Genomic DNA, 26,471 nt, shown 5'->3' on the forward strand with positions numbered 1-26,471 from the left:
CCCGCGACGCTGGCTAGTCCCCTGGCAGGCAGGCTGCGCCAGTTCTTGTGCAATGATGCCGTCGAGAGACTGCCGGACAGGACAGACATGCCGCAAGACCCTGCCACCCAAGGCGCCCACAATATCCATTGGCGCCGCAATCTCGCCGTGTGCTTTGCCGGCTCGTTCAGCACGCTTGTCGCCATGACGCTGCTGTTGCCCTTCCTGCCGCTTTACGTCGAGCAGCTGGGCGCCGAGGGCCACGCGGCTGTTGTGCAGTGGTCCGGCATCGCCTATGGCGCGACCTTCTTCGCCGCCGCGCTGGTCGCGCCGCTGTGGGGACGGCTTGGCGACCGCTACGGCCGCAAGCTGATGCTGGTGCGCGCCAGTTTCGGCATGGCCGTCTGCATGTCGCTGACCGGCATGGTGGAGACCGTCTGGCAATTGGTGCTGCTACGCCTGCTGATCGGTTTCGCCGGTGGCTATTCCTCGGGCTCGACCATTCTCGTCGCCATGCAGACGCCGAAGGAGCGGTCGGGCTGGGCGCTCGGCGTGCTGTCGGCCGGCATCACCGGCGGCGCCCTCGTCGGTCCCCTGCTCGGCGGCGCGCTGCCGCCCTTGATCGGCATCCGCGCCACCTTCCTGGTCGCCGGCGGCATGATTTTCCTGGCGTTCCTGGCAACGACCTTTCTCATCAAGGAGAACCCTCGCCCGGAAACCGACAAATCGGCATCGACCGAGAAGCCGAAAGGCGGCTGGTCGCAAGTCCCGGACAAGCGCCCGATCGTCGCCATGCTGGTGACCGGCACGCTGCTGAGTTTCGCCACCATGTCGATCGAGCCGATCATCGCTGTCTATGTGCAACAGATCATCGAGGACCAAAGCCGGGTCACGCTGATGTCCGGCGTGGTCATGTCGGCGGCGGCACTTGGCGCCATCCTGTCGGCCTCGCGTCTCGGCAGGCTCGCCGACCGCGTTGGCCACTGGAACGTCATCATCGCGGCGCTTGCCGTTTCGGCGCTGCTGCTGATCCCGCAGGCTTTCGTCACCCAGGGCTGGCAGCTCGTCGGCCTGCGTTTTCTGATGGGACTGGCGCTTGGCGGCCTCTTGCCCTGCATCACCAGTGTCATCCGCCATAATGTTCCGGACGGCGTCGGCGGCAATGTGCTCGGTCTGTCGATCTCGGCGCAGTATGTCGGACAGGTTGCCGGCCCGCTGCTCGGCGGCTTCGTCGGCGGTCATTTCGGCATGCGCACGGTGTTTCTCGGCACATCCGTGCTGATGGCGGGCGGAGCGGCGTATAACTGGCTGGTCCAGTCGCGCCGCGCACGCGACATGCTGGTGCAGGCGGGCAAATCCTGACACCGTTTGCGGGCCACTTCACGGAGTCCAAGCCATGAGCACAGCCGACCACCCAGCAAGCGGCATCGGCCGCATCCTTGTTTTCGCCGGCGGCCTGTGCGGCGCGGCCGGTGTGGCGCTTTCTGCCGCGGCGGCACATCTGGGCGGCGCTTTCGTCGGCACGGTCGCGACCTTCCTGCTCATGCATGCACCGGTCTTCCTTGCCGTCGGCCTCGTTGGCGCAAACCGGATCATGCGAACCGCAAGCCTTATTCTTCTCGTCGGGCTTGTCTTGTTCTGCGGCGATCTCCTTGCCCGCGACTTCCTCGGCTCGCGGCTTTTTTCGATGTCGGCGCCGATCGGCGGCACCTTGCTCATCGCCGGCTGGCTGGCCGTTGCGGCCTCGGCGCTGAGGCGCCCGCGCTCCTGAGGCGGCCGGATTCGGCTTCCGCCAAACGACGGTCAGTCAGACGATGGCCACTCTTGCCGGCGCTCGGGCCGGACCGGCAGGTCGCGATTGCGTGCCGCCCGCTTGGCCAGGCGCCGCCGCTCCGGCCTGTCGATGGCCGGCGAGATGCCCCAATAGTTGCGATAGATCTCTTCGAACAGATGGTTGATCGGGTGCATGGCTTGGTTTCCTCTTCGACTTGAGGTTTGAATCGATCCAATCGACAGGCATGAAAAAAGCGCTGCCGATCAGCTCCGCTTGCGCTCCACGAGAAATTGCAGATCGCGGATCCAGCCGGCGCTGCCTCGACGCGTCCGGGTCTCCGGCTTCGAAATTATGCTCCAGTCGTTGCGATAGATGTCTTCGAACAGATAATTGACGGGGTGCATGGCTCGCTCCTTGCTGAATCGATCCAATGACGATACTCAATTGGATCGATTCAAAAGTAGACTTGGACCGCGCTGATGTCAAGCAAAATTTGAATCGATCCAACAAAGGTGCTAGATAGCAGGCTGGAGCAGAAAAATGGCATCATCCAGCGAAAGCAATACTAGACCCATCCGGCTGGCCGACATCGCCAAGGCCGCCGGGGTTTCGCACGGCACCGCCTCCAACGTGTTCAGCCGTCCCGAGATCGTGCGCGAGGAAGTCCGCGAACGGGTCAAGGCGGCGGCCGAGGCGATGGGCTATGCCGGTCCCGACCCGAAGGGTCGGCTGCTGCGCGCCGGCAAGGTCAACGCGATCGGCGTCGCCACGACCGAGCCGCTGTCCTATTTCTTCGACGATCCCTTTGCCCGCGCGATGATGGCCGGCATTTCCGAGGCCTGTGACGCCACCGGCGCGGGAATAGCGCTGGTATCGGCCGGCAACCAGGAAAAACTTGCCTGGAACATCCAGAGCGCGCTCGTCGACGGCTTCATCCTGTTCTGCATCGAGGGCGGTTCACGGCTTGTCGAACTGACGCGCGAACGCAAACTCCCCTTTGTCGCGCTTGAGCTCGGCTTCGACGACGACACCGTTTCGGCAATCGGCGTCGACAATGTCGCCGGCGCCCGCCTGGCGGCGCAGCATCTCGCCGAGCTTGGCCATCGGCGCTTTGCCGTGCTGGCGCTGCCCTTCGCCGACGGCAGCACCGGCCTTGTCTCGCCGGAGAAGGTCCGGACGGCCCTTTACACCGGCACGCGCGATCGCCTCGTCGGCTATTTCGAGGCGTTTTCCCGGTATGGCGTCGATACCGCCGGGATACCGGTATACGAGACCGAAAACGACGAAGCCAGCACAAGGGCCGGCCTCGAAACGATCTTCGCCTCGGCAGCGCAGCCGACCGCCATCCTGGCGATGTCGGACCGGATCGCCATGGTCGCGATCGAATGGTTGGCCGCGCGTGGCATTGCGGTTCCCGGCGACGTCTCCGTCGTCGGCTTCGACGGCGTGCCTGACGCCGCACTTTGCGATCCTCCGCTGACCACGGTCGCGCAGCCAATCGCCGAGATCGGCCGCCGGGCGGCGCGAACGATCCTCGATTTCGACGGCACGGTGCGGCGCGAGACGCTTGGCGTCGAGCTTGTCGTCAGGGCATCTTCGGGACCGCCGCCCAAGGCAGCCTGAGCCTGGCGTCTACCTATTAACGCCTGCCGCCATGGTCCCCACGCCGAAGGATGCATGGATCGGCGGCGCCTGGCTGCGGACCGGCTTGCTGTTGCCGCCAATAGAAGACAGCCATTCGAGATAATAGGCGAGCGCGAACTGCACGGCGATGCCGGCGGCGATCAGCAGGCTGTCATAGGCAAATCCGCCCGGGTTGATCAGTTTCATCACCTGCGCCGCCATGGCAATCACCGTGCCGGTGATGAAAACCGGCAGCGATCGCTTGCCCAATATGGCGAGCGGATGGTCGCGGCTGGTGCGGAACAGGTTGGAGACAGAAGGAAACGCCACAATCAGATAGCTCACCGCCAGGATGTGCAGCAGCCTCGGCAGCGACAGGAAGGTCTTGTCGAAGCCGGTCAGCACCACCGGCAGGTTCAGCCACGACACGTGCCCCCATAGCGGGCTGTGCACCCAGACCAACGCCGTCGCGACATAGGCCGCCGACGCGCCGACCAGCCAGCGATTGACCGGAATGACGCCGCCGCGCCGGATGTGCAGCATGCTCGCCAGGCCGATGTTGAAGAGGAACTGCCACGACAGCGGATTGAGGAACCAGAAGCCCGGCTCCGGATAATTTGGCGGGGCGATCTGGTAGATCCCGGCAACCAGCCACAGAGTTCCGGACAGGGCGAGCGCCGTGAAAGGCCGGTAGCTGATGAACAGCAGGAAGGTTGGCGCCATCAGCAGCAGCACCGCATAGACCGGCAGGATATTGTTGTAGCCAAGCTGATGGCCAAGCGTGACGATGCCGATCAGCACATGTTGCGGGTCCCAGATCAACGGCTCGATGTTGATCAGCGTCAGCATGTCCGGCCGCTTCGCGAACATCGCCGCCGCGCAGAAGATGGCCAGCACCGCCATCGTCGTGACGATGTGGGCAACATAGAGCACTCCGGCGCGGCGCCACAATTTCAGTGTCGCCAGGAGCCGGTCTCCGGACTGGAATTTTGAGCCGTAGGCGAGCGCGACGGACATCCCGGAGATCAGCACGAAGGCCTCGGCGGCATCCGAAAAGCCGAAATTCTTGTAGGTCAGAGTCTCGAAAACCGTGCCCGGGACATGGTCGACGAATATGATCAGCAGAGCGAGAGCGCGGAACACATCGATGCGCGTATCGCGATCCGGGATACGCGGCCCGCGATCCGGGATACGCGGCCCGCGATCCGGTGAAATTGGCATGGTCATCGATAAAAGGCCTCAAAGCTGGTTGTTCATGCCGCGATCGATGCGACCGCCGGACGCACCGCTTCGATTCCTCCCGCAGGAGCATATCGGCAAACAAACGGACTGAAATGCGCCCGGTTCAATCAACTTTGAAGGAGCTCGAAAATATTCCGTTTTGAAGCCGGCAAATGAATAAAAACCACACGAAATCAATAGGATGCAATATGGCCGAAAAACCTCCGGAAGACGGCTTTTTGCGGCGCGACCTGCCGTTTTTCTACCGCCTTTACCGGCCCGTGGATGCGAGCGGCGAATGCCTTTTCCTGCTGCACGGGTCCGGCGTCGACGAGACGACGCTGGTGGCGCTGGCGCGGCAAATCGCACCGCGCGCCGTGCTGGTGGCGGTGCGCGGCCGTATCGCCCAGGAGGACGGTTTCCGCTGGTTCGCGCGGATCACGCCGACGCGCTTCGAACAGGAGAGCATCCGCACCGAGGCGGACGCTTTCGCCGGCTTCATCACCGCGGCCGCGAAGCGCCACGGTCTCGATCTCGCCCGGACGAGTTTCCTCGGCTATTCAAACGGCGCCAATCTGGTTTCGAGCGTGATGCTGCTGCATTCCGGCCGCATCGAACGGGCAGCGTTGCTGCGCCCGATGCCGGTGCTCGACGACGTGCCCCCGGCCGATCTGTCCAAAGCGCGCGTGCTGATCATCGCCGGCGCAGATGACCTGACCTACGCGCCCTTCGCCCCGGCGTTGGTCGCATTGCTCGAATCGCATGGCGCCGCGGTCGAGGCCCACACCATCGCCTCCGGCCATGAAATCGGCGACCGGGATGCTGAAATCGTCAGGCAGTGGCTGGCGGGCCCGGCAGCCGCCATCGCGCTGGCGAATTGATGAGCCCGTCGCCCTATCCCCGCCCCATCCGGTTCCAGGCATCCAGCCCGGCGATCTTGTAGGCTTCGGCCAGCGTCGGATAGTTGAAGGTGTTGTTTACGAAAAAATCGACGGTGCCACCGAGATTGATCACCGCCTGGCCGATGTGGATCAGTTCGGTTGCGCCCTCGCCGACGATATGCGCGCCGAGCAGCCGGCGCGTTTCGATCGAGAACAGAAGCTTCAGGAAGCCGGTGTTGACGCCCATAATATGGCCGCGCGACGTTTCGCGGAAGCGCGCCACGCCGACCTCATAGGCGCCGCCGCCCTCGCGCACCTGCTCCTCGGACTGGCCGACGGTCGAGATTTCCGGCACGGCGTAGATGCCGTAGGGAAAGGTTTCCGGCGGCGGTGGCAACGGCACGCCGAAGGCATGGCAGGCGGCCACCCTGCCCTGCTCCATCGAGGTCGAGGCGAGGCTCGGAAAGCCGATGACGTCACCGGCGGCATAGATGTTCGGCGCACTGGTCCGGAAGCTCTGCGGGTCGACCTTGATGCGGCCCCGGGAGTCGGCCTCGATGCCGACCACATCGAGGCCGAGCGCGCCGACATTGCCGGTGCGCCCCGCCGCATAAAGCACCATCTCCGAGCGTATGCTGCGGCCTTCGGCAAGCGTCACCTCGGCATAGTCTGGTTTCGAGGCGATCTCCTTGATCGCACTGCCGAGCCGGATCGTCATGCCGCGGTCGCGCATCTGATGGATGAAATCGTCGACGATCTCACGGTCGACGAAATCGAGGATGCTGTCGCGCGGCTCGACCAGCGTCACCGGCACGTCGAGCGCCGAAAAGATCGTCGCGTATTCGACGCCGATGACGCCGGCGCCGATCACCGTCAGCGTCCGCGGCAGGCGCTCGAGTTCCAGCATTTCGTCGCTGTCGAAGACACGGATCTTGTCGAAGGGCACGTCGCGCGGCCGGTGCGGGCGGGTGCCGACCGCGATCAGCGCATGCGCAAAACCGACCTCGCTGTAGTCGCCGGTATCCGTCGTCAGGCTGGCTCTGTTGGGACCGAGAAACTTGACTGTGGCGCGCGCGCTTTTGACCGTGTTGCGCATGAACTGGTGCTGCAGCACCTCGACCTCGTGATCGAGCGTTTTGTGCAGGCGTTCGATCAGATCACCGACCGATATATCCTGCTTGACCCGGTAGCCGCGCCCGTAGAAGCCGCGCTCGCGCCAGCCCGAGAGGTTGAGCACGGTTTCCCGCAAGGTCTTCGACGGAATGGTGCCGGTATGCACGGACACGCCGCCAAGGCGCCGGCCCCTGTCGGCCACCAGCACGGATTTGCCGAGCTTGGCCGACTGCACCGCGGCGCGGCGCCCTGAGGGCCCGCTGCCGATGACCAGCATGTCGTAGTCCATATTGGCCCTGTCCCTCGCCCCTTGGGCGCATTTTGCCGTATTTGTTGCGCTGCAGCAAACTAACGTCATCCGTGCTGCAAATTCAACCGATCCAGTCTACATTCGGCGTTGCCTCCGGTAGCAGGGCCGAAAAAAGGCTCGATCTTGATTCCGCCGCAGGACTTCACCATTTCAACACCAGGCGGCCCGCACCCTATGCCGGGCCTGATTGCGAGGAAATGACATGAACGCGCGCGTTCTCGACGGCGAAATCAGCAGGCTCGATGATGTCAGGGCCTATGATGGCGTGCGCACGCGGCGTGTCCTCGCCTTCATCATCGATTATTGCATCGTCGCGCTGCTCACCATTCCGTTCGCGATCCTGGTGTTCTTCCTCGGGATTTTGACGCTTGGCCTTGGCTGGATGCTGTTTTCCATCCTCGTGCCGGCCGTCGCCATCCTTTACATCTGGAACACGCTCGGCAGCGCCGACCAGGCCACGACGGGCATGAAGATGATGGGGATCCGGCTCGACCGTCTGGACGGCACCCGCATCGACGGGCTGACGGCGGTGGTGCATTCGGTTCTGTTCTGGGCCGGCAACGTCATCCTGACGCCGCTGGTCCTTCTGGTGTCGCTGTTTGCCGACCGCAAGCGCACGCTGCACGACCTGCTGCTCGGCACGGTGGTCAGCCGCAGTGACCGCTGAAACAGCTTTTCACCAGCCCCAGCGAGCATTTATGTGCAAAGTGAAGGCGTCCGGTAGCCACGCTTTCACAATCCTGTTGAATTTTTCGCCGTGCGCGCCAAAGGTATGATGATTCGCAGGAGTGTTTCCAAGGGTCGATGACGCAGCATCCAACCCAGTCGCCGCAGTTCTTCCTGACCGCGCCGTCGCCATGCCCGTATCTTGAGGGCCAGTTCGAGCGCAAGGTGTTCACGCATCTGGTCGGCGACAAGGCATCGGAGATGAACGACCTGTTGACGCAAGGCGGCTTCCGGCGATCGCAGAACATCGCTTACCGGCCGGCCTGCGAGACCTGCCGCGCCTGCGTTTCGGTGCGCATCCTGGCGCAGGAATTCACTGCCAGCCGCAATATGAAGCGGGTGATACAGCACAATTCAGACCTCATCGGCGCGATGCACGACGCGCAACCGTCGACCGAGCAGTATTCGCTTTTCCGCAGCTATCTCGATGCCCGCCATCGCCGCGGCGGCATGTCCGACATGACGGTGCTCGACTACGCCATGATGGTCGAGGACACGCATGTCGACACCAAGGTCATCGAATACCGGCGCCGCGGCCCCGACAGCTTTATTACCGGCAAGGGCCAGGGCGAGCTGATGGCAGTCGCCCTCACCGACAAGATGGCCGATGGCCTGTCGATGGTCTATTCCTACTTCAACCCGGACTTCGAGGACCGCTCGCTCGGCACCTTCATGATCCTCGACCACATCGCTCGCGCCAGGGCGATGGGCTTGCCCCATGTCTATCTTGGCTACTGGGTCAACGGCTCGCGCAAGATGAACTATAAGATGCGCTTCATGCCGCAGGAGCATCTCGGCCCGAAAGGCTGGGAACGCTACGACCACGAAGCGGTTTCGCGCTGATCCGCTCTTTCGCCAACCATCCTTAAACTGCTTCAAGGGAGGATGCTTCTGGTTTTCGGCTGCGTGGCTGAAACGCCAGACGCTGGGCCAATTTTGCGCCTGCCTCCAAATTCATTGCGGGAACTGCCATGTCGTCCCACAACGATCATCAAAAAGGCCTTCTCATCACCGCCATCGGCGGGCTGACGCTGACCATCGACATTCCATTGATCCGGCTCGCCGACGGCGGCGCATGGACGATCCTCCTGCTGCGCACCGGCACCACCCTGGTCGCGGCGCTGATCATCTGGGCCGTGTGGCGCTCGCTGAGCCGTAACGCGCCGCAGCTCATCCCCGGCTGGTCAGGGCTCGTCGTCGCCCTGTGCTACGGCCTGACCTCGGTTACCTTCGTCATCAGTATCTATCACACCACGACCGCCAATCTGGTCTTCATCCTGGCCTTCAACGCCGTGTTCGCGGCGCTGCTGTCCTGGCTGTTCCTGAAGGAGCAGCCGCGACTGGTCACCGTGATGGCGATGCTGGTCATGATCGTCGGCGTCGCGATCATCGTCGGCGATTCGATCGGCACCGGCCACCTGTTCGGTGATCTCATGGCGTTGTGCTCGGCTTTCTTCATTGCGCTGGCCATCACCATCTCGCGCGCCAGCGGCAAGGACATGGGGTTCACTTCGCTGATCGGCGTGATCCTGCCCCTGGCCGTCGCGGTGTTCATGGTTTCGGGCGAAGGGTTCCAGGTGAACGCGCCGTGGTGGATCATCTTCAACGGCGCCGTCATCATGCCGATCTCGTTCTTCTGCCTCGCCAACGGACCGAAATATATTTCGGGACCGGAAGTGGCGATGTTCTATCTGCTCGAAACCGTGCTGGCGCCGGTCTGGATGTGGATGATCTTTGCCGAGATGCCGTCGCGCAACAGCCTGATCGGCGGTGCGATCCTGATCGTCACGCTGGTCGCCCATTCGCTATGGCAGCTGCGTGAGGGGCGAAAACGCCGCGCCACCCTTGCCGTCCGTCACCCGGCCTGAGACTTCTTCTCGGCAACGATTTCGATTTGCGGCGGCGCCCCTTCGAGTTCCGCCGGCGCTGCGGGGGCAAGCTCGTCGGCCAATTCCACCTCGCGCAGCCATTCGCGCCAGATCGCGACCAGCAACGCCATCAGCACCGGACCGATGAACAGGCCAAGAAAGCCCATCGTCTTGACGCCGCCGACCAGGCCGAAAAAGGTCGGCAGGAACGGCAGCTTTATCGGGCCACCGACCAGCTTCGGCCGCAATGTCTTGTCGACGATGAACAGTTCGACGCTTCCCCAGATGAACAGCGCCAAACCGGCCATCGGCGAGCCGCTGGCGGCGAGATAGATCGAAACAAGCGTGAAGGACAGCGGTGCGCCGCCGGGGATCAGCGCCATGATGCCGGTCAGGGCGCCGAGCGTCACCGGCGACGGCACGCCGGCCAGCCAGTAGGCCACGCCCAGCACCACCCCCTCGCCGATGGCGATAATGGTCATGCCGGTCACCGTCGAGGAAATCGTCGCCGGCACGACGCGTGAAATCCGCTCCCACCTGGTCGGCAGGATGCGTTCGCCGAGACGGTCGACCTGCCCGGCGAAATGCTCGCCGTCGCGATAGGCAAAGAACAGCGCGATCATCATGAACAGCAGCGCCAGCAGAAGGCCGAAGGCGCTGCCGCCGGCGGCCAGCACGCCGCGGTAGATGCTGCCGATGTTGGCGCCGCTGATCAGCTGGATCAGCTCGCCGATGCCGCCGGGATGGCCGAGATTGCGCGTCCACTGCTCGTTCAGCCAGTCGCCGACCACCGGCAGCGTGGCGATCCAGTGCGGCGTCACCGCACCATGGCGGTTGGTCTCGATCGCCCAGCCAACCCATTCGCGGACTTCGTTGCTGGCGTAGGCGCCGGCGAGCGCGATCGGCACCACCAGGAAGGCGAGGATGAACAGGATCGCCAATGTCGCGGCGACCGTGCGGTTGCCGCCGACGGCAGCAAGCAACCGCCGATAGAGCGGCCAGCTGGCAAAGGCGATGACCAGAGCAGCCAGCACCGGGACCAGGAAACCATGAAAGAAATAGACCCCGGCGGCAACGATCAGCACCAGCAGCCACCGCGCCGCCGACAGCGGCGGAATCACGGCGGATCTGACCGGCGTCGACAGGCCGAACAGGCGTTGCTGCCCTTCCGGTTTCCGAACCCTGGCTTCTTTCAAATGCCCATTTCTCCCAAACGCGTGTGTCCGCGCCTAATGTAGCGATGCTTATGCACCGACATAGTGCAGCAATCGTGACGACATTCCAAATGTTTGGATGGAGCTGCTAATCTCCCCCCTTGAGGGGGAGATGGCCGGCAGGCCAGAGGGGGTCGGAACGTTCAGACGCGCCCCTAACAGAGGAGGCTGGAGCTTCACGCGCGACGACCCCCTCTGTCGCCTTCGGCGACATCTCCCCCCTAGGGGGGAGATTAGCAACTACCCGAATTTCCCCGTCCTCGGGAATCCCTTCGGCACCATGCGTCCAGCCGAGGCTCGGGCGCCGATCCATTCGACCAGCTCTTCACGTGATTTGATGAAGGTGCGGTCGGCAGAATCCTGCCAGGAGAGACCGCTTGCGAGCGTGAAGGTCTTGAGGTCGAGGACGCCGCCATCCTTGTATTTCTGCAGGCGAACGCCCTTGCCGCGCCCCATTTCAGGGATCTCGGCGAGCGGGAAGACCAGCATCTTGCGGTTCTCGCCGACGATGGCGAGATGGTCACCGGCGACCGGCATACAGCGTTGGGCCTCGTCGGGCGCCTTGACATTCATCACCTGCTTGCCCTTGCGGGTGTTGGCGACGACTTCCTCTTCCGGCACGATGAAGCCGTTACCGTCGTGCGACACCAACAGCAGCTTGCGCTTGGGATCATGGGCAAAGGCGGTGACGATGTCCTGGTCGTTGTCCATGTCGACGATGATGCGGATCGGTTCGCCATGGCCGCGCCCGCCCGGCAGCCGGTCGGCGCCGATCGTGTAGAACTTGCCGCCGGTGGTGAAGACCAGCACCTTATCGGTGGTCTGGGCGTGGAAGGCCAGCTTGAGGCTGTCGCCCTCCTTGAAGGTCAGCAACGAATGGTCGGTCAGATGACCTTTCATCGCCCTGAGCCAGCCCTTTTCCGAAACGACCACGGTGACCGGCTCGCGCTCGATCATGGCATGGGCGATGTCGGTCAGGTCATGTTCGGGTGCGTCGGCGAACTGGGTGCGGCGCTTGCCGAGCGCGGTTTCCGGTCCGAATTTCTCGCGGATGCTGGAGACCTCCCACTTGATCATCGACCACTGCCGGGCGTCGGACGCGAGCAGCGCCTCGATCTGCTTCTTCTCGGTGGTGAGACCGTCGAATTCCTTGCGGATCTCGAATTCCTCGAGCTTGCGCAGGGCACGCAGCCGCATGTTGAGGATGGCTTCGGCCTGGTTGTCGGTGAGCGACCAGCGCGCCATCATCACTTGCTTGGGCTCGTCCTCCTCGCGGATGATCCTGATCACCTCGTCGATGTTGAGATAGGCGATCAGATAGCCGGCGAGGATCTCCAGCCGCCTTTCGATCTCGCCGAGGCGATGCCTGGAGCGGCGGATCAGCACCTCGCGGCGGTGCTCCAGCCATTCCTTGAGCACGCCTTTCAGCGACAGCACGTTGGGTATCTTGCCGCGCGACAGGACGTTCATGTTGAGCGGAAAGCGGCTTTCGAGCTCGGTCAGCTTGAACAGCGATTCCATCAGGATGCCGGGATCGACCGAACGGCTCTTCGGCACCAGCACGACGCGGACGTCTTCGGCGCTCTCGTCGCGGATGTCCTCGAGCAGCGGCAATTTGCGCGCCATCAGCAGCTCGGCGATCTTTTCGATCAGCCGCGCCTTCTGGACTCCATAGGGGATTTCGGTGACGACGATGCTCCAGGTGCCCCTGCCCTGGTCCTCCTGGCTCCATTTCGCCCTGACGCGGAAACCACCGCGACCGGTCTCGTAGGCTTCGAGGATCGAGGCGCGGCTGTCGACGATGATGCCGCCGGTCGGGAAATCCGGGCCTTGGACGAAATCCATCAACGTCGTCACCGGCGCATCGGGTTGCTCGATCAGATGCAGGGCGGCGTCGCAGAGCTCGGCGGCATTGTGCGGCGGGATCGAGGTCGCCATGCCGACGGCAATGCCGGACGAGCCGTTGGCGAGCAGGTTGGGGAAGGCGCCGGGCAGCACGACCGGCTCCTCGTCCTCCTCATTGTAGGTCGGTCGGTAGTCGACCGCATTCTCGGTGATGCCGGACAGCAGCTCGGTCGCCACGTCGGTCATGCGCGCTTCGGTGTAGCGCATGGCGGCAGCGTTATCGCCATCGATATTGCCGAAATTGCCCTGGCCGTCGACCAGGGGATAGCGCATCGAAAAATCCTGCGCCAGCCGCACCAGCGCGTCGTAGATCGACTGGTCGCCATGCGGATGGAACTTGCCCATCACCTCGCCGACGATGCGGGCGCATTTGGCGAAGCCCTGGTCGGGGTTGAGCCTGAGCAACCGCATGGCATGCATGATGCGGCGATGGACCGGCTTCAGCCCGTCGCGCACATCCGGCAGCGCCCGGTGCATGATGGTCGACAGCGCATAGGCGAGATAGCGCTCTTCCAGCGCTTTCTTCAGATCGACCGGCTCGATGTTGTCGCCACCGCCATCGCCAGGCGGCAAAAGCCTTTTTCCCATAGGTTGGGACTAGCCGAGCGGGTGATTCGCGGCAAGAGGCGCCTGAATGGGGCAGCCTCTTGCGCAATACGAACTGGATGCCAGCAACATCACTCGGTTACATCCCGCTTCTATGGCAATGGATCGGATTTGCCTTTCGCCGTGGTTTTCGACCATTGTGCGGCGGAACGCCTTTTTCCCGTCCAGTTCGTCACGGAAGGGTGACGGCGCAACAAATTGAAAAATCTTCAGCACACTCTCAGGGAACCGCGATGACGATCAGACGCTCGACACTCAACAAACTCGCTTTTTCGACCTTGCTGCTGACGCTGCCGCTGAATGCGGCCCTCGCGCAGGATGCGGCGGTCGCCGACCGGCTGAAGGCGGCTCTCGCCGCGCAGGGCGTCGAGATCTCCTGGACCGGGGTGACGGGCGATGCCTCCAGCATGGTGCTGCAGGGCGTGGCCCTCAAACCGGCGGCCGAAAAGGAAGCGCTCAAGATCGGCGACATCAAGCTCGAAGGCGTGACCGAAGCCAATGGCGGTTATGAAATCGAAACCGTCTCGACTTCGGCATTCCAGCACAGCGAAAACGGCGTCACGCTCGACCTCAGCCCCTTCATCATCCACGACATGACGGTTCCGGCCGACGGCGCCACAGGCCCGCTCGGTTCAATGATGATGTATGAATCGGCCGAGCTCGACAACATGACGGTCAAGGTCGCCGACAAGACCGCCTTCTCGATGGACGGGCTCGCCATCGAAATCACCCCGCCAGCCGACGGCAAGGCGATGGCGTTTTCCGGCACCACGGAAAAGTTCAATGCCGACCTGACGCTGGTCGAGGACCCGAAGTCCAAGGACGTGATCAACGCGCTCGGCTACCAGAACATCACCGGAAACCTTGCCATGGAGGGCACCTGGCAGCCTGCGGACGGCAAGATGGAGCTGTCGAAATACGACATCTCCGTCGACAATGCCGGAACGCTCGGCATGACCTTCGGTTTCGGCGGCTACACGCTCGACGTCATCAAGTCGCTGCAGGAGATGCAGAAGAAGATGGCGGCGCGGCCCGAAGGCGCCGACAATTCGGCGCAAGGCATGGCCATGCTTGGCGTTTTGCAGCAGCTTTCGTTCAACAGCGCTTCGATCCGCTTTGACGACGATTCTCTGACCAACAAGGTGCTGGACTATGTCGGCAAGCAGCAAGGCATGTCCGGCAAGGACGTCGCCAACCAGGCCAAGGCGGTCGTGCCTTTCGGCATGGCGCAGCTCAACAATCCGGAATTGACGGCGCAGGTGTCGGCTGCGGTCGGCAAATATCTCGACGATCCGCAGAGCATCGAGATCCTGGCCGAGCCGCCGGCAGCGGTGCCGTTCGCGCTGATCATGGCAGGCGCCATGTCCAACCCGGCGGACCTGACGAAGACGCTTGGCGTGACGGTCAAGGCGAACGAAGACTGATTGGGGCGGGGGCCTCGGAGCGTCAGCGCCGCCCCTCACTGCCCTGCCGGGCATTTCTCCCCGGATAGTGACGGGGAAAAAGACACCGTCACAAATGATTTCGCCAACTGGCAGCGTTGCAAGACGGGTGCCAACGTCGCGGCCATCTGTCCTTCTCCCCGTCACTATACGGGGAGAAGGTGCCGTCAGGCGGATGAGGGCAGCGCAAAACGACAGCGTTTAGAGTCGGTTGCGGGAGGTTTTTTAACCCTCTTTCTTGGTCACTGCGACGCGCAGCGACAATTCGCGAAGCTGTTGCGGGCTGGCTTCCGACGGCGCGCTCATCAACAGATCATAGGCCTGCTGGTTCATCGGGAACATCGTCACTTCACGAAGGTTCCTGGCACCGACCAGCAGCATGACGACGCGGTCGATGCCGGCCGCCATGCCGCCATGCGGCGGTGCGCCGTACTGGAAGGCGCGGTAGAGGCCGCCGAAGCGCTCCTCGACCGTCTCGCGATTGAGCCCGACAGTCTCGAATGCCTTGACCATGGTTTCCGGCAGATGGTTGCGGATGCCTCCGCTCGCGATCTCGAAACCATTGCAGACCATGTCATACTGAAACGCTTTGATGCCGAGCAGATCCTCGCCGTTGAGCACATCGATGCCGCCCTGCGGCATCGAGAACGGGTTGTGGGCGAAATCGATCTTTTTCTCGTCCTCGTTCCATTCGAAGAAGGGAAAGTCGACGATCCAGCACAGTTCGAAACGGTCGCGATCGACCAGGTTCAGCTCCTCGCCGGCGCGGGTGCGCGCCGCGCCCGCGAACGAGACGAACTTTTTCGGGTCGCCGGCGACGAAGAAGGCGGCGTCGCCATCGGCAAGACCGAGTTGGAGGCGGATTGCCTCGGTGCGCTCCTCGCCGATGTTCTTGGCGAGCGGACCGGCGCCTTCGAGTTTTTCGCCCTCTTTGCGCCAGAAGATGTAGCCGAGACCCGGCTGGCCTTCGCCTTGCGCCCAGGAATTCATGCGGTCGCAGAAAGCGCGTGAGCCGCCGGTCCTGGCCGGAATGGCCCAGACCTCGGCCTTCGGGTCGTTGGCAAGGATGTTGGCGAACACCTTGAAGCCGGACTCGCGGAAATGTTCGGAGACAGCCTGCATCTCGATCGGGTTGCGCAGGTCCGGCTTGTCGGTGCCGTATTTGCGCATGGCGACGTCATAGGCGATGCGCGGAAACTCCTGCGTCACCGGCTTGCCGGCGGCAAAGGTTTCGAACACGCCCCGCATCACCGGTTCCATTGTTGCCAGAACGTCGTCCTGCTCGACGAAGCTCATTTCCAGATCGAGCTGGTAGAATTCGCCCGGCAGGCGGTCGGCGCGCGGGTCCTCGTCGCGGAAGCAAGGCGCGATCTGAAAATAACGGTCGAAGCCCGACACCATGATCAATTGCTTGTATATCTGCGGCGCCTGCGGCAGCGCGTAAAAGGTGCCGGGATGGATACGTGACGGCACCAGGAAATCACGCGCGCCTTCGGGCGACGACGCGGTCAGGATCGGCGTCGAGAATTCGGTGAAGCCGACCTCGCCCATGCGCTTGCGCATCTCGGCAATGATCTTCGTGCGCGCCACGATGTTCTTGTGCAGCGTGTCGCGGCGCAAATCGAGGAAGCGGTATTTGAGACGGATGTCCTCGGGATAGTCCGGCTCGCCGAACACCGGCAGCGGCAGTTCCTTGGCCGCCGACAGCACTTCGATCTCGCGCGCGAAAACCTCGATTTCGCCGGTCGGCAAATTGGCGTTCGCGGTCTCGGCCAGGCGGGCCTTGACCTCGCCGTCGACGCGGACGACCCATTCGCCGCGCACGGTCTCGGCAATCTTGAAAGCCGGCGAATCCGGGTCGGCGACGATCTGCGTCAGGCCATAGTGGTCGCGCAAATCAATGAACAGCAGGCCGCCATGATCGCGTACGCGATGCACCCAGCCCGAAAGGCGAACGGAAGAGCCGACGTCGCTTTTCCTCAACTGGGCACAGGTATGGCTGCGGTAACGATGCATTGTCATGGGTAAGTCCGGATGTCTGATTGCGGCCAAGGCATGATGGCCCGGCCCGAAAATTTGCGCGAAAAGCACATGAGAGGCCGCCTTTGTCAAGGCAGGCGTCGCCCGGGCAGCATCTTGATTCGAACTTCGGCATTCGTCCGTGGCTGTGTGAAAACTCCGCACCACAGTCAAAGTGTAGAATTTCCTCCGCCTGATCGTGATCAGCGTGGCCGAGCCGTGTACAATGGCCGTCACATTGGCGGGAGGACTACCATGCGCATTCGCACATTGACTGTCCTGGTGATGCTGCTTGTCGGCACCTGCGCATTTGCACACGCACAGACAAAGCCGATGTCCATCGAGGTGTTTCCTTTCGAATTGGAAGACAAGAGCGCTGGCGCAGGCATAATTCCGCCGGATGAACATGATAGGCGCTATCTGTCCGAGTCGGCACAAATGGCGAAGGACATGCTCTCCCAGTCAGGGCGTTTTACAGTGCTTGATGTGCCAGCCGGGGATGAGCAGGCGGTGGCGCCGCACGGATTGCGCAATTGCGGCGGCTGTGAAAGCAAGATCGCCAAAGAGCACGGCGCGTCTCTTGCCTTGCTGGGCGTCGTAACGCGCGTCAGCCGAACAGAGCATACGATGTTCATTCGCATCCTCGACGCTGATACCGGGCAACCTGTTTCGCAGGGGTTTACCGACCTGCGCATGGGTGCGAATTACGCGTGGCCCCGCTCCGTCAAATGGCTGATGAAAAACAGAATTCTTCGGTAGGGTGGCAAGCCACCCGAGTGCGCCATCGGCAGCGCGAAGGATTCCCAGCTAAAATCAAACTGATACGTTGATAGCCGGCGCTGGCCTGCTAACCGCCGGCAATTGCCGCTGGCATTGGCGTGGGCGATGGTTCAAGAAGGATCAACGACAGGCCCTCCTTCATGTCCTCCATGCGCCCGCTGATCCCGCTCCTTATTGCCGCCGGCATCCTGCTCGGCGGCAACGGCCTGCAGAGCACCTTGATCGCATTGCGCGGGGCGCAGGAGGGGTTTTCGGCCTCGACCATCGGCCTGATGGGGACGTTCTATTTCGCCGGCTTCCTGCTCGGCTGCCTCGCCGTCACCCACATCATGAAGGCCGTCGGCCATGTCCGCGCGTTTTCCGCGCTGGCGGCGATCGCTTCGGCCGGGACATTGCTTTTGGTGCTGGTCGTCGACCCGGTCATGTGGTGCGCGTTGCGTCTCGCCGGCGGCTTCTGCTTCGCCGGCCTGTTCACCATCATGGAAGCCTGGCTCAATTCCGGGGCCGCCAACAAGGACCGCGCGCGGGTGCTAGCCATCTACCGGATGGTCGACATCGGTTCGGTCACCGGCGCACAGTTCCTGATCCCGATCGTCGGCGCCGGCGGTTTCGCCATCTTCGCCGTCATGTCGATCATGATCACGCTCTCGCTGGTGCCGGTGTCGCTCGGCGATCGCTCCAACCCGACCCCGCCCGAAGACGTCAAGCTCGACCTCGCCCGCGTCTGGCGGATCTCGCCGCTCGGCTGCTTCGGCTGCATTGCCGTCGGCGTCACCAACAGCGCTTTTCGCACCTTGTCGCCGGTCTATGCCGAACAGATCGGCATGTCGGTCACCGACGTCGTCACCTTCGTCAGCGTCGGCATATTCGGCGGCGCCATCATCCAGTATCCGCTCGGCTACCTGTCCGACCGCTGGGACCGGCGTTCGGTGCTGCTGATAACGACGTGCTGCGCGCTGCTGGCGTCGCTGGCGCTGGTGTTCTGGGCGCGCAGCGATCCGTCCCTCAACTTCGTGATCGTCTTCATCTTCGGCTGCTTCGCCATGCCGCTCTATTCGCTGTCGGCGGCGCACTCGAACGACCGCGCCGACAAGGGCGAGTTCGTGCTGATCAACGCGGCGCTGATGCTGTTCTATTCCTTCGGCGCCATTGGCGGGCCGTTCGCCGCCTCGACGGCGATGCAGTATTTCGGGCCAAGCGCGCTGTTCGTGTTCACCGCCACCGTCTACGCCATCTTCGTCGTGGTCATCCTGTACCGGATGCAGGTGCGATCGGGCGTGCCGGCCGGCCATCGCAGCCGTTTCATCGGCCTTTTGCGCACATCGACGGTGTTCGCCCGGCTGGCCAAGCGCAACGATGATTCCGACGGGCCTGCCAGGCAATGATGACGGCCCGCCAGGTCTTGAAACCCGGACAGCGGCTTGACGAAAGCCCGCGCGGCTGAAATTGAAGGAGACCTTACACTTTGCCAAAAGCGATTTGATGCACGTCATCACTACCCAAAAAGAACTCGAGACCGCTCTCGCCGCGTTCGAAAAGTCGGATTTCGTCACCGTCGACACCGAATTCATTCGCGAGACGACCTTTTGGCCGATTCTCTGCCTGATCCAGATGGCAGCACCCGGGGTGACAGCGCTGATCGATCCGCTGTCACCCGATATCGACCTGAAGCCGTTCTTCAGGCTGATGGCCAACGAGGCGGTCGTCAAAGTCTTCCATGCGGCACGCCAGGACATCGAAATCATCGTTCATCTCGGCGATCTGGTGCCGCATCCGGTGTTCGACACTCAGGTGGCGGCGATGGTTTGCGGCTTCGGCGACAGCGTCTCCTATGACCAACTCGTCCAGAAGGTCACCGGCGCCCGGCTCGACAAGTCCTCACGTTTCACCGACTGGCGCCACCGGCCGCTTTCCGAAAAACAGCTCGACTACGCGCTTGCCGACGTCACCCATCTGATCGAGGTCTACCAGCACCTCAGCGCGGAGTTGGTGCGGGAAAACCGCGCCCACTGGCTGAACGAGGAGATGGACGTGCTGACCGCCCGCGAAACCTACGATCCGCATCCGGAGGACGCCTGGAAGCGGCTGAAGATGCGGCTGCGCAAGCCGCAGGAACTGGCGATCGTGCAAGCGGTGGCGGCATGGCGCGAGCGTGAGGCGCGCGAACGCGACGTGCCGCGCGGCCGGGTGCTCAAGGACGACGCCATCTATGAGGTGGCGCAGCAGGCGCCGCGCGATGCGGCAGCACTCGGCAAGCTGCGCACCACGCCGAAAGGCTGGGAACGCTCGGCGACGGCAACGGCGCTGCTTGGCGCGGTCAACAGCGCGCTTGCCTTGCCCAGGGAAGAGATGCCGAAGCTGCCGAAGAGTTTTCAGCCGCCCGAAGGCTCCAATGCCGCCGCGGAACTGCTGAAAGTGCTGTTGCGGATCGTCGCCGAAAAGGAGGGCGTCGCTTCGAAGGTGCTGGCCTCGAGCGACGACATCGACCGCATCGCCGCCGAGGGCGAGGACGCCGACGTGCCGGCCTTGCAAGGCTGGCGACGCGCCGTGTTCGGCGAGGCGGCGCTCAAACTGGTGCGCGGCGAGCTCGCCATCAAGTTCGACAAGCGCAAGATCGCGCTGTTCGATTTGTAGCGTCTGCGACGTCCTTCTCCCCTTGTGGAGAAGGTGGATCGGCGCGTTAGCGCCGAGACGGATGAGGGGTTCTGGAAGAAACGCCGCGTTAAAATATTGAATGATTTTAACGATTTAATGGCCGCGATCCTTCCAACACCCCTGCCATGTCACTTCAAACTCTGTTTCATTTCAATCGGATAGCGGCTTGGGCCAAGGGCTCGATTTCAAAGCGATATATCAGAGAAAGCGCCCGCGCACCTTTCATCTACGATGGCGCCCGGCGCCGGGCGATGTGTCTCATCCGACCGAGTTGAGCCTGTCCTCGGGCTTGCCAAAGGCATGACCCGTGGGCTCGGCCACCTTCTCCCACAAAGGGGAGAAGGGCAGTCAGCGCTGTTTCTGAGCGGCCAGGTGAAATACCGCGATGACGATCACGGGTATCGCCAGAAGCGCGAATTTGATGACGATCAGCGCAGAGGCGAAGGACAGCGAGTCCGGATTGGCCGACAGGAAATCGGAGAGCATGCGGGCCACCGCGATGTTCTGCGCATAATCGGCAAGCGTGTAGGGCAGCACCAGGACGAGCGCGAACAGCGACTGAAGCTGGGCGGACAGAGCCCGGAAGTTCTTCAGCCGCCGCCCGGCGGCAAGGATCAGGCTGACCAATGTCAGCGACAGCAGCGCCGGAAATAGCAGGTCGAAGGTCAGGTAATGCCAGACCAGGATGATCTCGCTGCCGCGACGCCCGAGTGCCGTCAGCCAGGCCATGCCCTCGTCCGGGGTGAACCCGGCAAAGCGCAAATCGAGCGACGGCAGGCCGCCGCTCAGCTGGCGGAAATAGAGGAACTCCATCGCCGTCATGGCGACGAAAACCCCCGCGCAGACAAAACAGAGCGCGGCAGCGTGGCGCGACAGCCGCAGCATCATTGCCGTCAGGCTTCGTGCGAACTGGTTAGGCTCCGCCGGGGTAATTCGGGCTTTCGCGGGTGATCGTGACGTCATGGGCGTGGCTTTCACGAAGTCCGGCGTTGGATATGCGTACAAACGTGGCGCGGTCGCGGAAATCGGCAAGGTCGCGCCCGCCGACATAACCCATAGCGGCTTTCAGGCCGCCGGCAAGCTGGTGCAGCACGCCGGACACAGGTCCTTTGTAAGGCACCTGGCCTTCGATGCCTTCCGGCACCAGTTTCAACGTGTCGCGAACCTCGGCCTGGAAATAGCGGTCGGCGGAGCCACGCGCCATGGCGCCGACCGAGCCCATGCCGCGATAGGCTTTGAACGAGCGGCCCTGATGCAGATAGACTTCGCCCGGGCTCTCGTCGGTGCCGGCCAGCAGCGACCCGATCATGGCGGCACTGGCGCCGGCGGCGAGCGCCTTGGCGAGATCGCCGGAATATTTGATGCCGCCATCGGCGATGACCGAGACGCCCGATTTCTGCGCCGTCTCGACCGCCGACATGATCGCGGAAAGCTGCGGCATGCCGACGCCGGCGACGATGCGGGTGGTGCAGATGGAACCCGGCCCGATGCCGACCTTGACGGCATCGGCGCCGGCATCGATCAGCGCCAGCGTGCCTTCTGAAGTGGCGACGTTGCCGGCCAGGATGCGGACCGAATTGGACAGTTTCTTGGCCCGCGTCACCGCATCGAGCACGCGTTGCGAGTGACCATGCGCGGTGTCGATCACCAAAAGGTCGACGCCGGCATCGATGAGCCGCTCGGCGCGCTCAAAACCGTCATCGCCGACGCTGGTGGCGGCCGCCGCGCGCAAGCGCCCCTGCACGTCCTTGGTGGCGTGCGGGTTGAGCTGCGACTTCTCGATGTCCTTGACGGTGATCAATCCGACGCAATTGCCGCCGCTATCGACCACGACCAGCTTTTCGATGCGGTGCTGGTGCAGGAGCCGCTTGGCCTCGTCCTGATCGACATTTTCCTTGACTGTGATCAGGTTCTCACGGGTCATCAACTCGTAGACTTTCTGGCCCGGGTCGGAAGCGAAGCGCACGTCGCGGTTGGTCAGTATGCCGACCAGCCGTCCGACCGTGTGCCCGCCAGCGCCGCCATTCTCGACCACCGGAATGCCCGAGATGCTGTAGTTGCGCATCAGCCCCAGGGCGTCGGCCAGCGTCGCATCGGGGCCGATGGTGACGGGGTTCACCACCATGCCGGATTCGAATTTTTTGACTTGCCGCACCTGCTCGGCCTGTTCGGCAGGCGAGAAATTGCGGTGGATGACGCCGATGCCGCCGGCCTGGGCCATGGCGATGGCAAGACGCGCCTCGGTGACGGTATCCATGGCGGCGGACAGGATCGGCACGTTGAGGTCGATGTCGCCGGCAATGCGGGTGCCGATATCGGTTTCGCCGGGCATGACCTCGGAATGACCCGGCTGCAGCAGCACATCGTCAAAGGTCAGCGCCAATGCGCCCGTGGACGTTTCGATAATCTTTGCCATGGCCAGCCCTCGGAATGCATGAAAAGCGCTGGACCGGATGGACAGCGCCGACTCGTCTTCTTCCCTTTCAGGATTGGCGCTGGCTCGTAACACGTCCCGTCGCCGTTGAAAAGCCGATTGCTTGTGCACGACAGGGCCGCGAACTCAGCTTGATGCCTTTCGCGGTGACGGATGGCGACCGGCATTCACCGCTGGTGATTGGCGAAAGCCGAAGCGGCCGCCTCGCCGACGGCGCTGCTCCGGAGTTTTGTTGGGCATGCCCGCTGCCAGGTCGCTCAAATGTGACAGCAAGTTAAGGCGACATCCAACGCAACCCGTGGTAACCGCCCTGCCTGTCGGCTTGCCCGGTCGGCAACAATCGAATCCGGACGCGCTCCATGAACCGCACCATTCCGCTTATCCTGGCGGTCGCCCTTTTCATGGAAAACATGGATTCGACCGTTATCGCAACGTCGCTGCCGGCGATCGCCGTCGACCTCCAGACCAGCCCGGTGGCGCTCAAGCTGGCGCTGACCGCCTATCTGGTGTCGCTGGCGGTGTTCATTCCGATTAGCGGCTGGATGGCCGATCATTTTGGCGCCAAGACCGTGTTTCGCGCCGCGATTGCCGTGTTCATCGTCGGATCGGTCGCTTGCGCGGTGTCGAATTCGCTGCCGGCCTTCGTGGTCTCACGCTTCCTGCAAGGCATTGGCGGCGCCATGATGACGCCGGTGGGACGGCTGGTGCTGGTGCGCGCCACGCCGAAGAGCGAGCTCGTCGCCGCGATGTCGTGGCTGACCGTTCCGGCATTGGTCGGGCCGCTCGTCGGGCCGCCGGTCGGCGGTTTCATCACCACCTATTTCAGCTGGCACTGGATCTTCCTGATCAATGTGCCGATCGGGCTGATCGGCATCTGGCTGGCCACGCGCTTCCTGCCGGAGACCGAAGCGGCGCCAACGCCGCCGCTCGATTTCATCGGCTTCGTGCTGAGCGGCCTGGCGGCATCGGGCATCGTTTTCGGCCTGTCGGTGGTCAGCCTGCCGGCCTTGCCGCCGATTGCCGGCTTCCTCACCGTGGCTGTCGGGCTGGTTTCTGCCGTGCTTTACCTCCTGCATGCGCGCCGCGCCAAAAATCCGCTGCTGGCGCTCGAACTGTTCCGCAACCAGGTGTTCCGCGCCTCGGTCCTCGGCGGCGGGCTGTTCCGCATCGGCATCGGCGCCGTACCCTTCCTTTTGCCGCTGATGTTCCAGATCGGCTTCGGGCTGACGCCGTTCCAGCCGGGAATGATCACCTTCGTGGCGGCGATCGGCGCCATCGGCATGAAATTCGTCACCGCGCTGATCTTCCGGGTCGCCGGCTTCCGCCGCGTGCTGATCTTCGGCTCGCTGATCGCGGCGGCGTCGATTGCCATCAACGGCCTGCTGACGCCCGAGACGCCATATCTGCTAATCCTCGCCGCCTTGCTCGCCGGCGGCTTCATCCGCTCGATGTTCTTCACCGGCATCAACGCGCTAGCCTATGCCGAGATTTCGACCGCCGACACCAGCAGGGCAACGCCGATCGCCGCAGTGTTCCAGCAACTGTCGATCGCGCTCGGCGTGGCGCTGGCCGGCGGCGTCCTGGAAGTGTCGACGACAATCCATGGCGGGGCGCTGACGCTGAGCGACTTCCACGTCGCGTTCTTCATCGTCGCGGCGGTGTCGGCCGCTGCATCGCTGTCATTCATGCGGCTGGCGCCCGATGCCGGCAACGCCGTATCGGGACATGGCGGGCTGACGGCGCCGAAGACGCTGGGGGTGTCTGGTCCGCAGGGCGGTTGAGGGCGGGCGGTGCAGAACCTTTTGGTGCCGGCGGGACAGCGCCCCCCTCTGTCCTGCCGGACATCTCCCCCACTTGGGGGGAGATCGGCCGTCATCCCGGCTTTCGCCAATCGCCTACGCTGAGGAAGAAGGTGCGGCCGACGAAGCTGCCAATCTCCCCCCTCGTGGGGGAGATGTCCGGCAGGACAGAGGGGGGCGCAAAGGATCGCTACAGAGCGGTTTTACCCTGCCCCGCTTCCGCCTTTAAAATCCTTCGCCAGCAGATAAAGCTCCACCGACTCGTCGCGCGAGGCCGGCGGTTTGACGTGGTGGACCGAGCGGAAATTCTGCTTGAGCCTGGCGAGCAATTCGTTCTCGGCGCCGCCCTGGAAAGTCTTGGCGAGGAAATGGCCGCCCGGCTTCAGCACCGAGAGGGCGAAATCGGCGGCCACCTCGCACAGATACATGGTGCGGATGTGATCGGTCCGGCGATGGCCGGTGGTGGGTGCGGCCATGTCGGACAAAACGATGTCCGGTTGGCCGCCGAGCGTTTCGGCGAGCTTTTGCGGCGCCTGCGGGTCGAGAAAATCCATCAACAGCACCGGCGCGCCGGGCACCGCGTCCATTTCCAGATAGTCGATGCCGACGACATGCGGGTGTTCGGCCGTCGATTTCGTGCGCGCGGCGGCGACCTGGCACCAGCCGCCGGGTGCCGCGCCAAGGTCGATGACTTTCATGCCGGGCTTGAGCAGATGGTGCTTGTCGTCGATCTCGATCAGCTTGTAGGCCGCGCGCGAGCGGTAGCCGTCGGCCTTGGAACGCTGGACATAGGGGTCGTTGATGTGGCGCTGCAGCCAGCGGCGCGACGATTCCTTCAGGCCGCTTTTCTTCTTGATCCGCGTCTTCAGCACGCGAATGCCGGCAGAGCCTGGTTTTTCCGGTTTCCTGGTCATTGCCTGACTTCTTGTTTGAGCATGATATTTTCCGAAAACCGGTTGCCACTTTTCGCTGACGCGGTCCTGCGGTTCGGGATCATGCATTCTGGTCTGAGCATGATCTTTTCCGAAAACCGGCTGCCACTTTTCGGGATCATGCTCTGCCCCGCCCATTGTTGCGCCAGACACCGTCGTCGGCCATCAATTCGCTCAATATGCCCTCGCGCAGGCCGCGGTCGGCGACGCGCAGCCGCTCCGACGGCCACACCGCGCGGATCGCTTCCAGGATGGCGCAGCCGGCCAGCACCAGATCGGCGCGATCGGCGCCGATGCAAGGATTGGCGACGCGCTGCTGAAAATCCCAGCCGACCAGTTTTTCGACCATGCGGTCGACGCTGTCGCGATCCATCCACAGCCCGTCGACGCGGCGGCGGTCGTAGCGGTCGAGGTCGAGGTGGACGCCGGCCAGCGTCGTCACCGTGCCCGAGGTGCCGAGCAAGTGGAATTTCGGGCTGGCGAGCACATGGCTCAGCCGGTCGCGCCCGTCGAAGGCGTGCAGGCGCACAGCCACATCCTCGACCATGGCGGCAAAGATCTCACGGGTGACGGCGCGGCCGCCGAAGCGCTCGGCCAGCGAGACGACGCCGACCGGCAGCGACGTCCAGGAGACGATGTGGTTGGCGAGCCTCGGCGAGCGGTGGCCGGTGAGATCGATCAGCGCGATTTCCGAGGAGCCGCCGCCGATATCGAACAGGACGACGCCTTGCGTGTCGCGGTCGACCAGCGAGCCGCAGCCCGACACCGCCAGCCGCGCCTCGGTCTGGCGGTCGATGATCTCGAGTTTCAACCCTGCCTCGCGCTCGACGCGGTCGAGGAACTCGGCGCCGTTGGCGGCCGTGCGGCAGGCTTCGGTGGCGATCAGCCGGGCCTTCCTGATCTTGCGGTTGCGCAATTTGTCACCGCAGATCTTCAGCGCCTCGACCGCACGGTCCATCGCCGGCTGCCCGAGCCGGCCATTGGCGGTGAGGCCCTCGCCCAGCCTGACGATGCGCGAGAAAGCGTCGATGACGCGGAACTGGCCGTGGCGCGTCGGCACCGCCACCAGCAGCCGGCAATTGTTGGTGCCAAGATCGAGTGCCGCAAACACCGGCAGTTCCTGCAGCGGCGGGCGGCGAGCAGCCGGCTCCGGCCGGCCTGGCGGCAAGGCCGCGACGATCGCCGCGGGC

At 63.5% G+C, this 26,471-nt stretch carries 23 protein-coding genes; 12 read left to right on the forward strand and 11 right to left on the reverse strand.

The annotated features are described in order from the left end of the window. The first annotated feature begins 87 nt into the window (after nt 1–87). The gene (locus tag X738_RS53930; protein ID WP_023798421.1) at nt 88–1,341 is read left to right on the forward strand and encodes a multidrug efflux MFS transporter; all 1,254 of its coding nucleotides are present in this window, start codon (nt 88–90) and stop codon (nt 1,339–1,341) included. Between the two features lie 34 nt (nt 1,342–1,375). After that, nucleotides 1,376–1,750 carry a DUF423 domain-containing protein gene (locus tag X738_RS53935; RefSeq protein WP_023798422.1) on the forward strand — a complete coding sequence of 125 codons (375 nt, stop codon included), beginning with the start codon at nt 1,376–1,378 and terminating at the stop codon, nt 1,748–1,750. Nucleotides 1,751–1,782: 32 nt separating this feature from the next. Here the strand turns inward: X738_RS53935 and X738_RS85965 are convergent, their stop codons facing one another. Both X738_RS85965 and X738_RS85970 read right to left on the reverse strand, forming a co-directional pair. Next, nucleotides 1,783–1,947, reverse strand: a complete 165-nt coding sequence (locus tag X738_RS85965; protein ID WP_023798423.1) for a hypothetical protein — start codon at nt 1,945–1,947, stop codon at nt 1,783–1,785. Between the two features lie 69 nt (nt 1,948–2,016). Next, nucleotides 2,017–2,157 (reverse strand): hypothetical protein, encoded by a 141-nt coding sequence (locus tag X738_RS85970; RefSeq protein ID WP_023798424.1) that lies wholly within the window; start codon nt 2,155–2,157, stop codon nt 2,017–2,019. 136 nt (nt 2,158–2,293) lie between these two features. Here X738_RS85970 and X738_RS53940 point away from each other — a divergent pair, with 136 nt between their 5' ends. After that, nucleotides 2,294–3,376, forward strand: coding sequence for a LacI family DNA-binding transcriptional regulator (locus X738_RS53940; protein ID WP_023798425.1), 1,083 nt, complete (start codon nt 2,294–2,296; stop codon nt 3,374–3,376). A 9-nt stretch (nt 3,377–3,385) separates the two neighbouring features. Here the strand turns inward: X738_RS53940 and X738_RS53945 are convergent, their stop codons facing one another. Next, nucleotides 3,386–4,603: an OpgC family protein gene (locus X738_RS53945; protein WP_023798426.1), complete on the reverse strand. Its 1,218-nt coding sequence runs from the start codon at nt 4,601–4,603 to the stop codon at nt 3,386–3,388. 203 nt (nt 4,604–4,806) lie between these two features. On the opposite strand from X738_RS53945, the gene X738_RS53950 reads away from it, so the two are divergent. Further along, on the forward strand, nt 4,807–5,478 hold the full coding sequence (locus X738_RS53950; RefSeq protein ID WP_023798428.1) for an alpha/beta hydrolase: 672 nt from the start codon (nt 4,807–4,809) through the stop codon (nt 5,476–5,478). Between the two features lie 13 nt (nt 5,479–5,491). Here X738_RS53950 and sthA read toward each other — a convergent pair whose 3' ends face one another. Next, a complete protein-coding gene (sthA, locus tag X738_RS53955; RefSeq protein WP_023798429.1) occupies nt 5,492–6,880 on the reverse strand; it encodes a Si-specific NAD(P)(+) transhydrogenase in 1,389 nt (462 codons plus the stop codon). Nucleotides 6,881–7,103: 223 nt separating this feature from the next. Between sthA and X738_RS53960 the strand changes: the two genes are divergently transcribed. The 3 genes from X738_RS53960 to X738_RS53970 all read left to right on the forward strand — a co-directional run bounded on the left by X738_RS53960 (nt 7,104) and on the right by X738_RS53970 (nt 9,495). Then, nucleotides 7,104–7,568 (forward strand): RDD family protein, encoded by a 465-nt coding sequence (locus tag X738_RS53960; protein ID WP_023798430.1) that lies wholly within the window; start codon nt 7,104–7,106, stop codon nt 7,566–7,568. Nucleotides 7,569–7,705: 137 nt separating this feature from the next. Continuing rightward, nucleotides 7,706–8,470 (forward strand): arginyltransferase, encoded by a 765-nt coding sequence (locus X738_RS53965; protein ID WP_023798431.1) that lies wholly within the window; start codon nt 7,706–7,708, stop codon nt 8,468–8,470. Between the two features lie 128 nt (nt 8,471–8,598). Continuing rightward, complete coding sequence (locus tag X738_RS53970; RefSeq protein ID WP_023798432.1) at nt 8,599–9,495, forward strand: DMT family transporter; 897 nt, start codon at nt 8,599–8,601, stop codon at nt 9,493–9,495. Here X738_RS53970 and X738_RS53975 read toward each other — a convergent pair. Together X738_RS53975 and parC are read right to left on the reverse strand one after the other, a co-directional pair. Then, nucleotides 9,483–10,691 carry an AI-2E family transporter gene (locus X738_RS53975; RefSeq protein ID WP_023798433.1) on the reverse strand — a complete coding sequence of 403 codons (1,209 nt, stop codon included), beginning with the start codon at nt 10,689–10,691 and terminating at the stop codon, nt 9,483–9,485. The genes X738_RS53970 and X738_RS53975 overlap by 13 nt on opposite strands. Before the next feature lie 258 nt (nt 10,692–10,949). Continuing rightward, nucleotides 10,950–13,202 (reverse strand): DNA topoisomerase IV subunit A, encoded by a 2,253-nt coding sequence (parC, locus tag X738_RS53980; protein WP_023798434.1) that lies wholly within the window; start codon nt 13,200–13,202, stop codon nt 10,950–10,952. A 251-nt stretch (nt 13,203–13,453) separates the two neighbouring features. On the opposite strand from parC, the gene X738_RS53985 reads away from it, so the two are divergent. Continuing rightward, nucleotides 13,454–14,644, forward strand: a complete 1,191-nt coding sequence (locus tag X738_RS53985) for a hypothetical protein (RefSeq protein ID WP_023798435.1) — start codon at nt 13,454–13,456, stop codon at nt 14,642–14,644. Between the two features lie 243 nt (nt 14,645–14,887). On the opposite strand, the gene aspS is transcribed toward X738_RS53985, so the two are convergent. Continuing rightward, nucleotides 14,888–16,678, reverse strand: a complete 1,791-nt coding sequence (gene aspS / locus X738_RS53990; protein ID WP_023798436.1) for an aspartate--tRNA ligase — start codon at nt 16,676–16,678, stop codon at nt 14,888–14,890. Between the two features lie 258 nt (nt 16,679–16,936). Here aspS and X738_RS53995 point away from each other — a divergent pair, with 258 nt between their 5' ends. The 3 genes from X738_RS53995 (at nt 16,937) to rnd (ending at nt 20,095) form a co-directional block, all read left to right on the forward strand. After that, nucleotides 16,937–17,440, forward strand: coding sequence for a DUF3280 domain-containing protein (locus tag X738_RS53995; RefSeq protein WP_023798437.1), 504 nt, complete (start codon nt 16,937–16,939; stop codon nt 17,438–17,440). 161 nt (nt 17,441–17,601) lie between these two features. Beyond that, the gene (locus tag X738_RS54000) at nt 17,602–18,846 is read left to right on the forward strand and encodes an MFS transporter (protein WP_023798438.1); all 1,245 of its coding nucleotides are present in this window, start codon (nt 17,602–17,604) and stop codon (nt 18,844–18,846) included. 97 nt (nt 18,847–18,943) lie between these two features. Continuing rightward, nucleotides 18,944–20,095: a ribonuclease D gene (gene rnd, locus X738_RS54005; RefSeq protein WP_023798439.1), complete on the forward strand. Its 1,152-nt coding sequence runs from the start codon at nt 18,944–18,946 to the stop codon at nt 20,093–20,095. 369 nt (nt 20,096–20,464) lie between these two features. Here the strand turns inward: rnd and X738_RS54010 are convergent, their stop codons facing one another. Further along, nucleotides 20,465–21,004, reverse strand: a complete 540-nt coding sequence (locus X738_RS54010; protein WP_031254642.1) for a hypothetical protein — start codon at nt 21,002–21,004, stop codon at nt 20,465–20,467. 25 nt (nt 21,005–21,029) lie between these two features. Then, complete coding sequence (gene guaB / locus X738_RS54015) at nt 21,030–22,532, reverse strand: IMP dehydrogenase (protein WP_023798441.1); 1,503 nt, start codon at nt 22,530–22,532, stop codon at nt 21,030–21,032. Nucleotides 22,533–22,909: 377 nt separating this feature from the next. On the opposite strand from guaB, the gene X738_RS54020 reads away from it, so the two are divergent. After that, the gene (locus X738_RS54020; RefSeq protein WP_023798442.1) at nt 22,910–24,331 is read left to right on the forward strand and encodes an MFS transporter; all 1,422 of its coding nucleotides are present in this window, start codon (nt 22,910–22,912) and stop codon (nt 24,329–24,331) included. Between the two features lie 221 nt (nt 24,332–24,552). Here X738_RS54020 and X738_RS54025 read toward each other — a convergent pair whose 3' ends face one another. Next, a complete protein-coding gene (locus tag X738_RS54025) occupies nt 24,553–25,263 on the reverse strand; it encodes an RlmE family RNA methyltransferase (RefSeq protein WP_023798443.1) in 711 nt (236 codons plus the stop codon). Between the two features lie 136 nt (nt 25,264–25,399). Next, nucleotides 25,400–26,471 (reverse strand): Ppx/GppA phosphatase family protein (locus X738_RS54030; protein ID WP_023798444.1); only part of this gene is annotated, 1,072 nt, incomplete at its 5' end.

It is taken from the genome of Mesorhizobium sp. L48C026A00 (assembly GCF_000502375.1).
Taxonomy (GTDB): domain Bacteria; phylum Pseudomonadota; class Alphaproteobacteria; order Rhizobiales; family Rhizobiaceae; genus Mesorhizobium; species Mesorhizobium muleiense.

Excerpts from the sequence above, each read along its gene's own strand:
- X738_RS53985 (WP_023798435.1), top strand. The coding sequence starts at position 13,454 with ATGACGATCAGACGCTCGACACTCAACAAACTCGCTTTTTCGACCTTG.
- X738_RS53995 (WP_023798437.1), top strand. The coding sequence starts at position 16,937 with ATGCGCATTCGCACATTGACTGTCCTGGTGATGCTGCTTGTCGGCACC.
- X738_RS54010 (WP_031254642.1), bottom strand. The coding sequence starts at position 21,004 with ATGATGCTGCGGCTGTCGCGCCACGCTGCCGCGCTCTGTTTTGTCTGC.
- X738_RS54000 (WP_023798438.1), top strand. The coding sequence starts at position 17,602 with ATGTCCTCCATGCGCCCGCTGATCCCGCTCCTTATTGCCGCCGGCATC.
- guaB (WP_023798441.1), bottom strand. The coding sequence starts at position 22,532 with ATGGCAAAGATTATCGAAACGTCCACGGGCGCATTGGCGCTGACCTTT.
- sthA (WP_023798429.1), bottom strand. The coding sequence starts at position 6,880 with ATGGACTACGACATGCTGGTCATCGGCAGCGGGCCCTCAGGGCGCCGC.
- X738_RS54025 (WP_023798443.1), bottom strand. The coding sequence starts at position 25,263 with ATGACCAGGAAACCGGAAAAACCAGGCTCTGCCGGCATTCGCGTGCTG.
- X738_RS53970 (WP_023798432.1), top strand. The coding sequence starts at position 8,599 with ATGTCGTCCCACAACGATCATCAAAAAGGCCTTCTCATCACCGCCATC.
- X738_RS53945 (WP_023798426.1), bottom strand. The coding sequence starts at position 4,603 with ATGACCATGCCAATTTCACCGGATCGCGGGCCGCGTATCCCGGATCGC.
- X738_RS53950 (WP_023798428.1), top strand. The coding sequence starts at position 4,807 with ATGGCCGAAAAACCTCCGGAAGACGGCTTTTTGCGGCGCGACCTGCCG.
- X738_RS85970 (WP_023798424.1), bottom strand. The coding sequence starts at position 2,157 with ATGCACCCCGTCAATTATCTGTTCGAAGACATCTATCGCAACGACTGG.
- rnd (WP_023798439.1), top strand. The coding sequence starts at position 18,944 with ATGCACGTCATCACTACCCAAAAAGAACTCGAGACCGCTCTCGCCGCG.
- X738_RS54020 (WP_023798442.1), top strand. The coding sequence starts at position 22,910 with ATGAACCGCACCATTCCGCTTATCCTGGCGGTCGCCCTTTTCATGGAA.
- X738_RS53935 (WP_023798422.1), top strand. The coding sequence starts at position 1,376 with ATGAGCACAGCCGACCACCCAGCAAGCGGCATCGGCCGCATCCTTGTT.
- X738_RS53930 (WP_023798421.1), top strand. The coding sequence starts at position 88 with ATGCCGCAAGACCCTGCCACCCAAGGCGCCCACAATATCCATTGGCGC.
- X738_RS85965 (WP_023798423.1), bottom strand. The coding sequence starts at position 1,947 with ATGCACCCGATCAACCATCTGTTCGAAGAGATCTATCGCAACTATTGG.
- aspS (WP_023798436.1), bottom strand. The coding sequence starts at position 16,678 with ATGCATCGTTACCGCAGCCATACCTGTGCCCAGTTGAGGAAAAGCGAC.
- X738_RS53960 (WP_023798430.1), top strand. The coding sequence starts at position 7,104 with ATGAACGCGCGCGTTCTCGACGGCGAAATCAGCAGGCTCGATGATGTC.
- X738_RS53940 (WP_023798425.1), top strand. The coding sequence starts at position 2,294 with ATGGCATCATCCAGCGAAAGCAATACTAGACCCATCCGGCTGGCCGAC.
- parC (WP_023798434.1), bottom strand. The coding sequence starts at position 13,202 with ATGGGAAAAAGGCTTTTGCCGCCTGGCGATGGCGGTGGCGACAACATC.
- X738_RS53965 (WP_023798431.1), top strand. The coding sequence starts at position 7,706 with ATGACGCAGCATCCAACCCAGTCGCCGCAGTTCTTCCTGACCGCGCCG.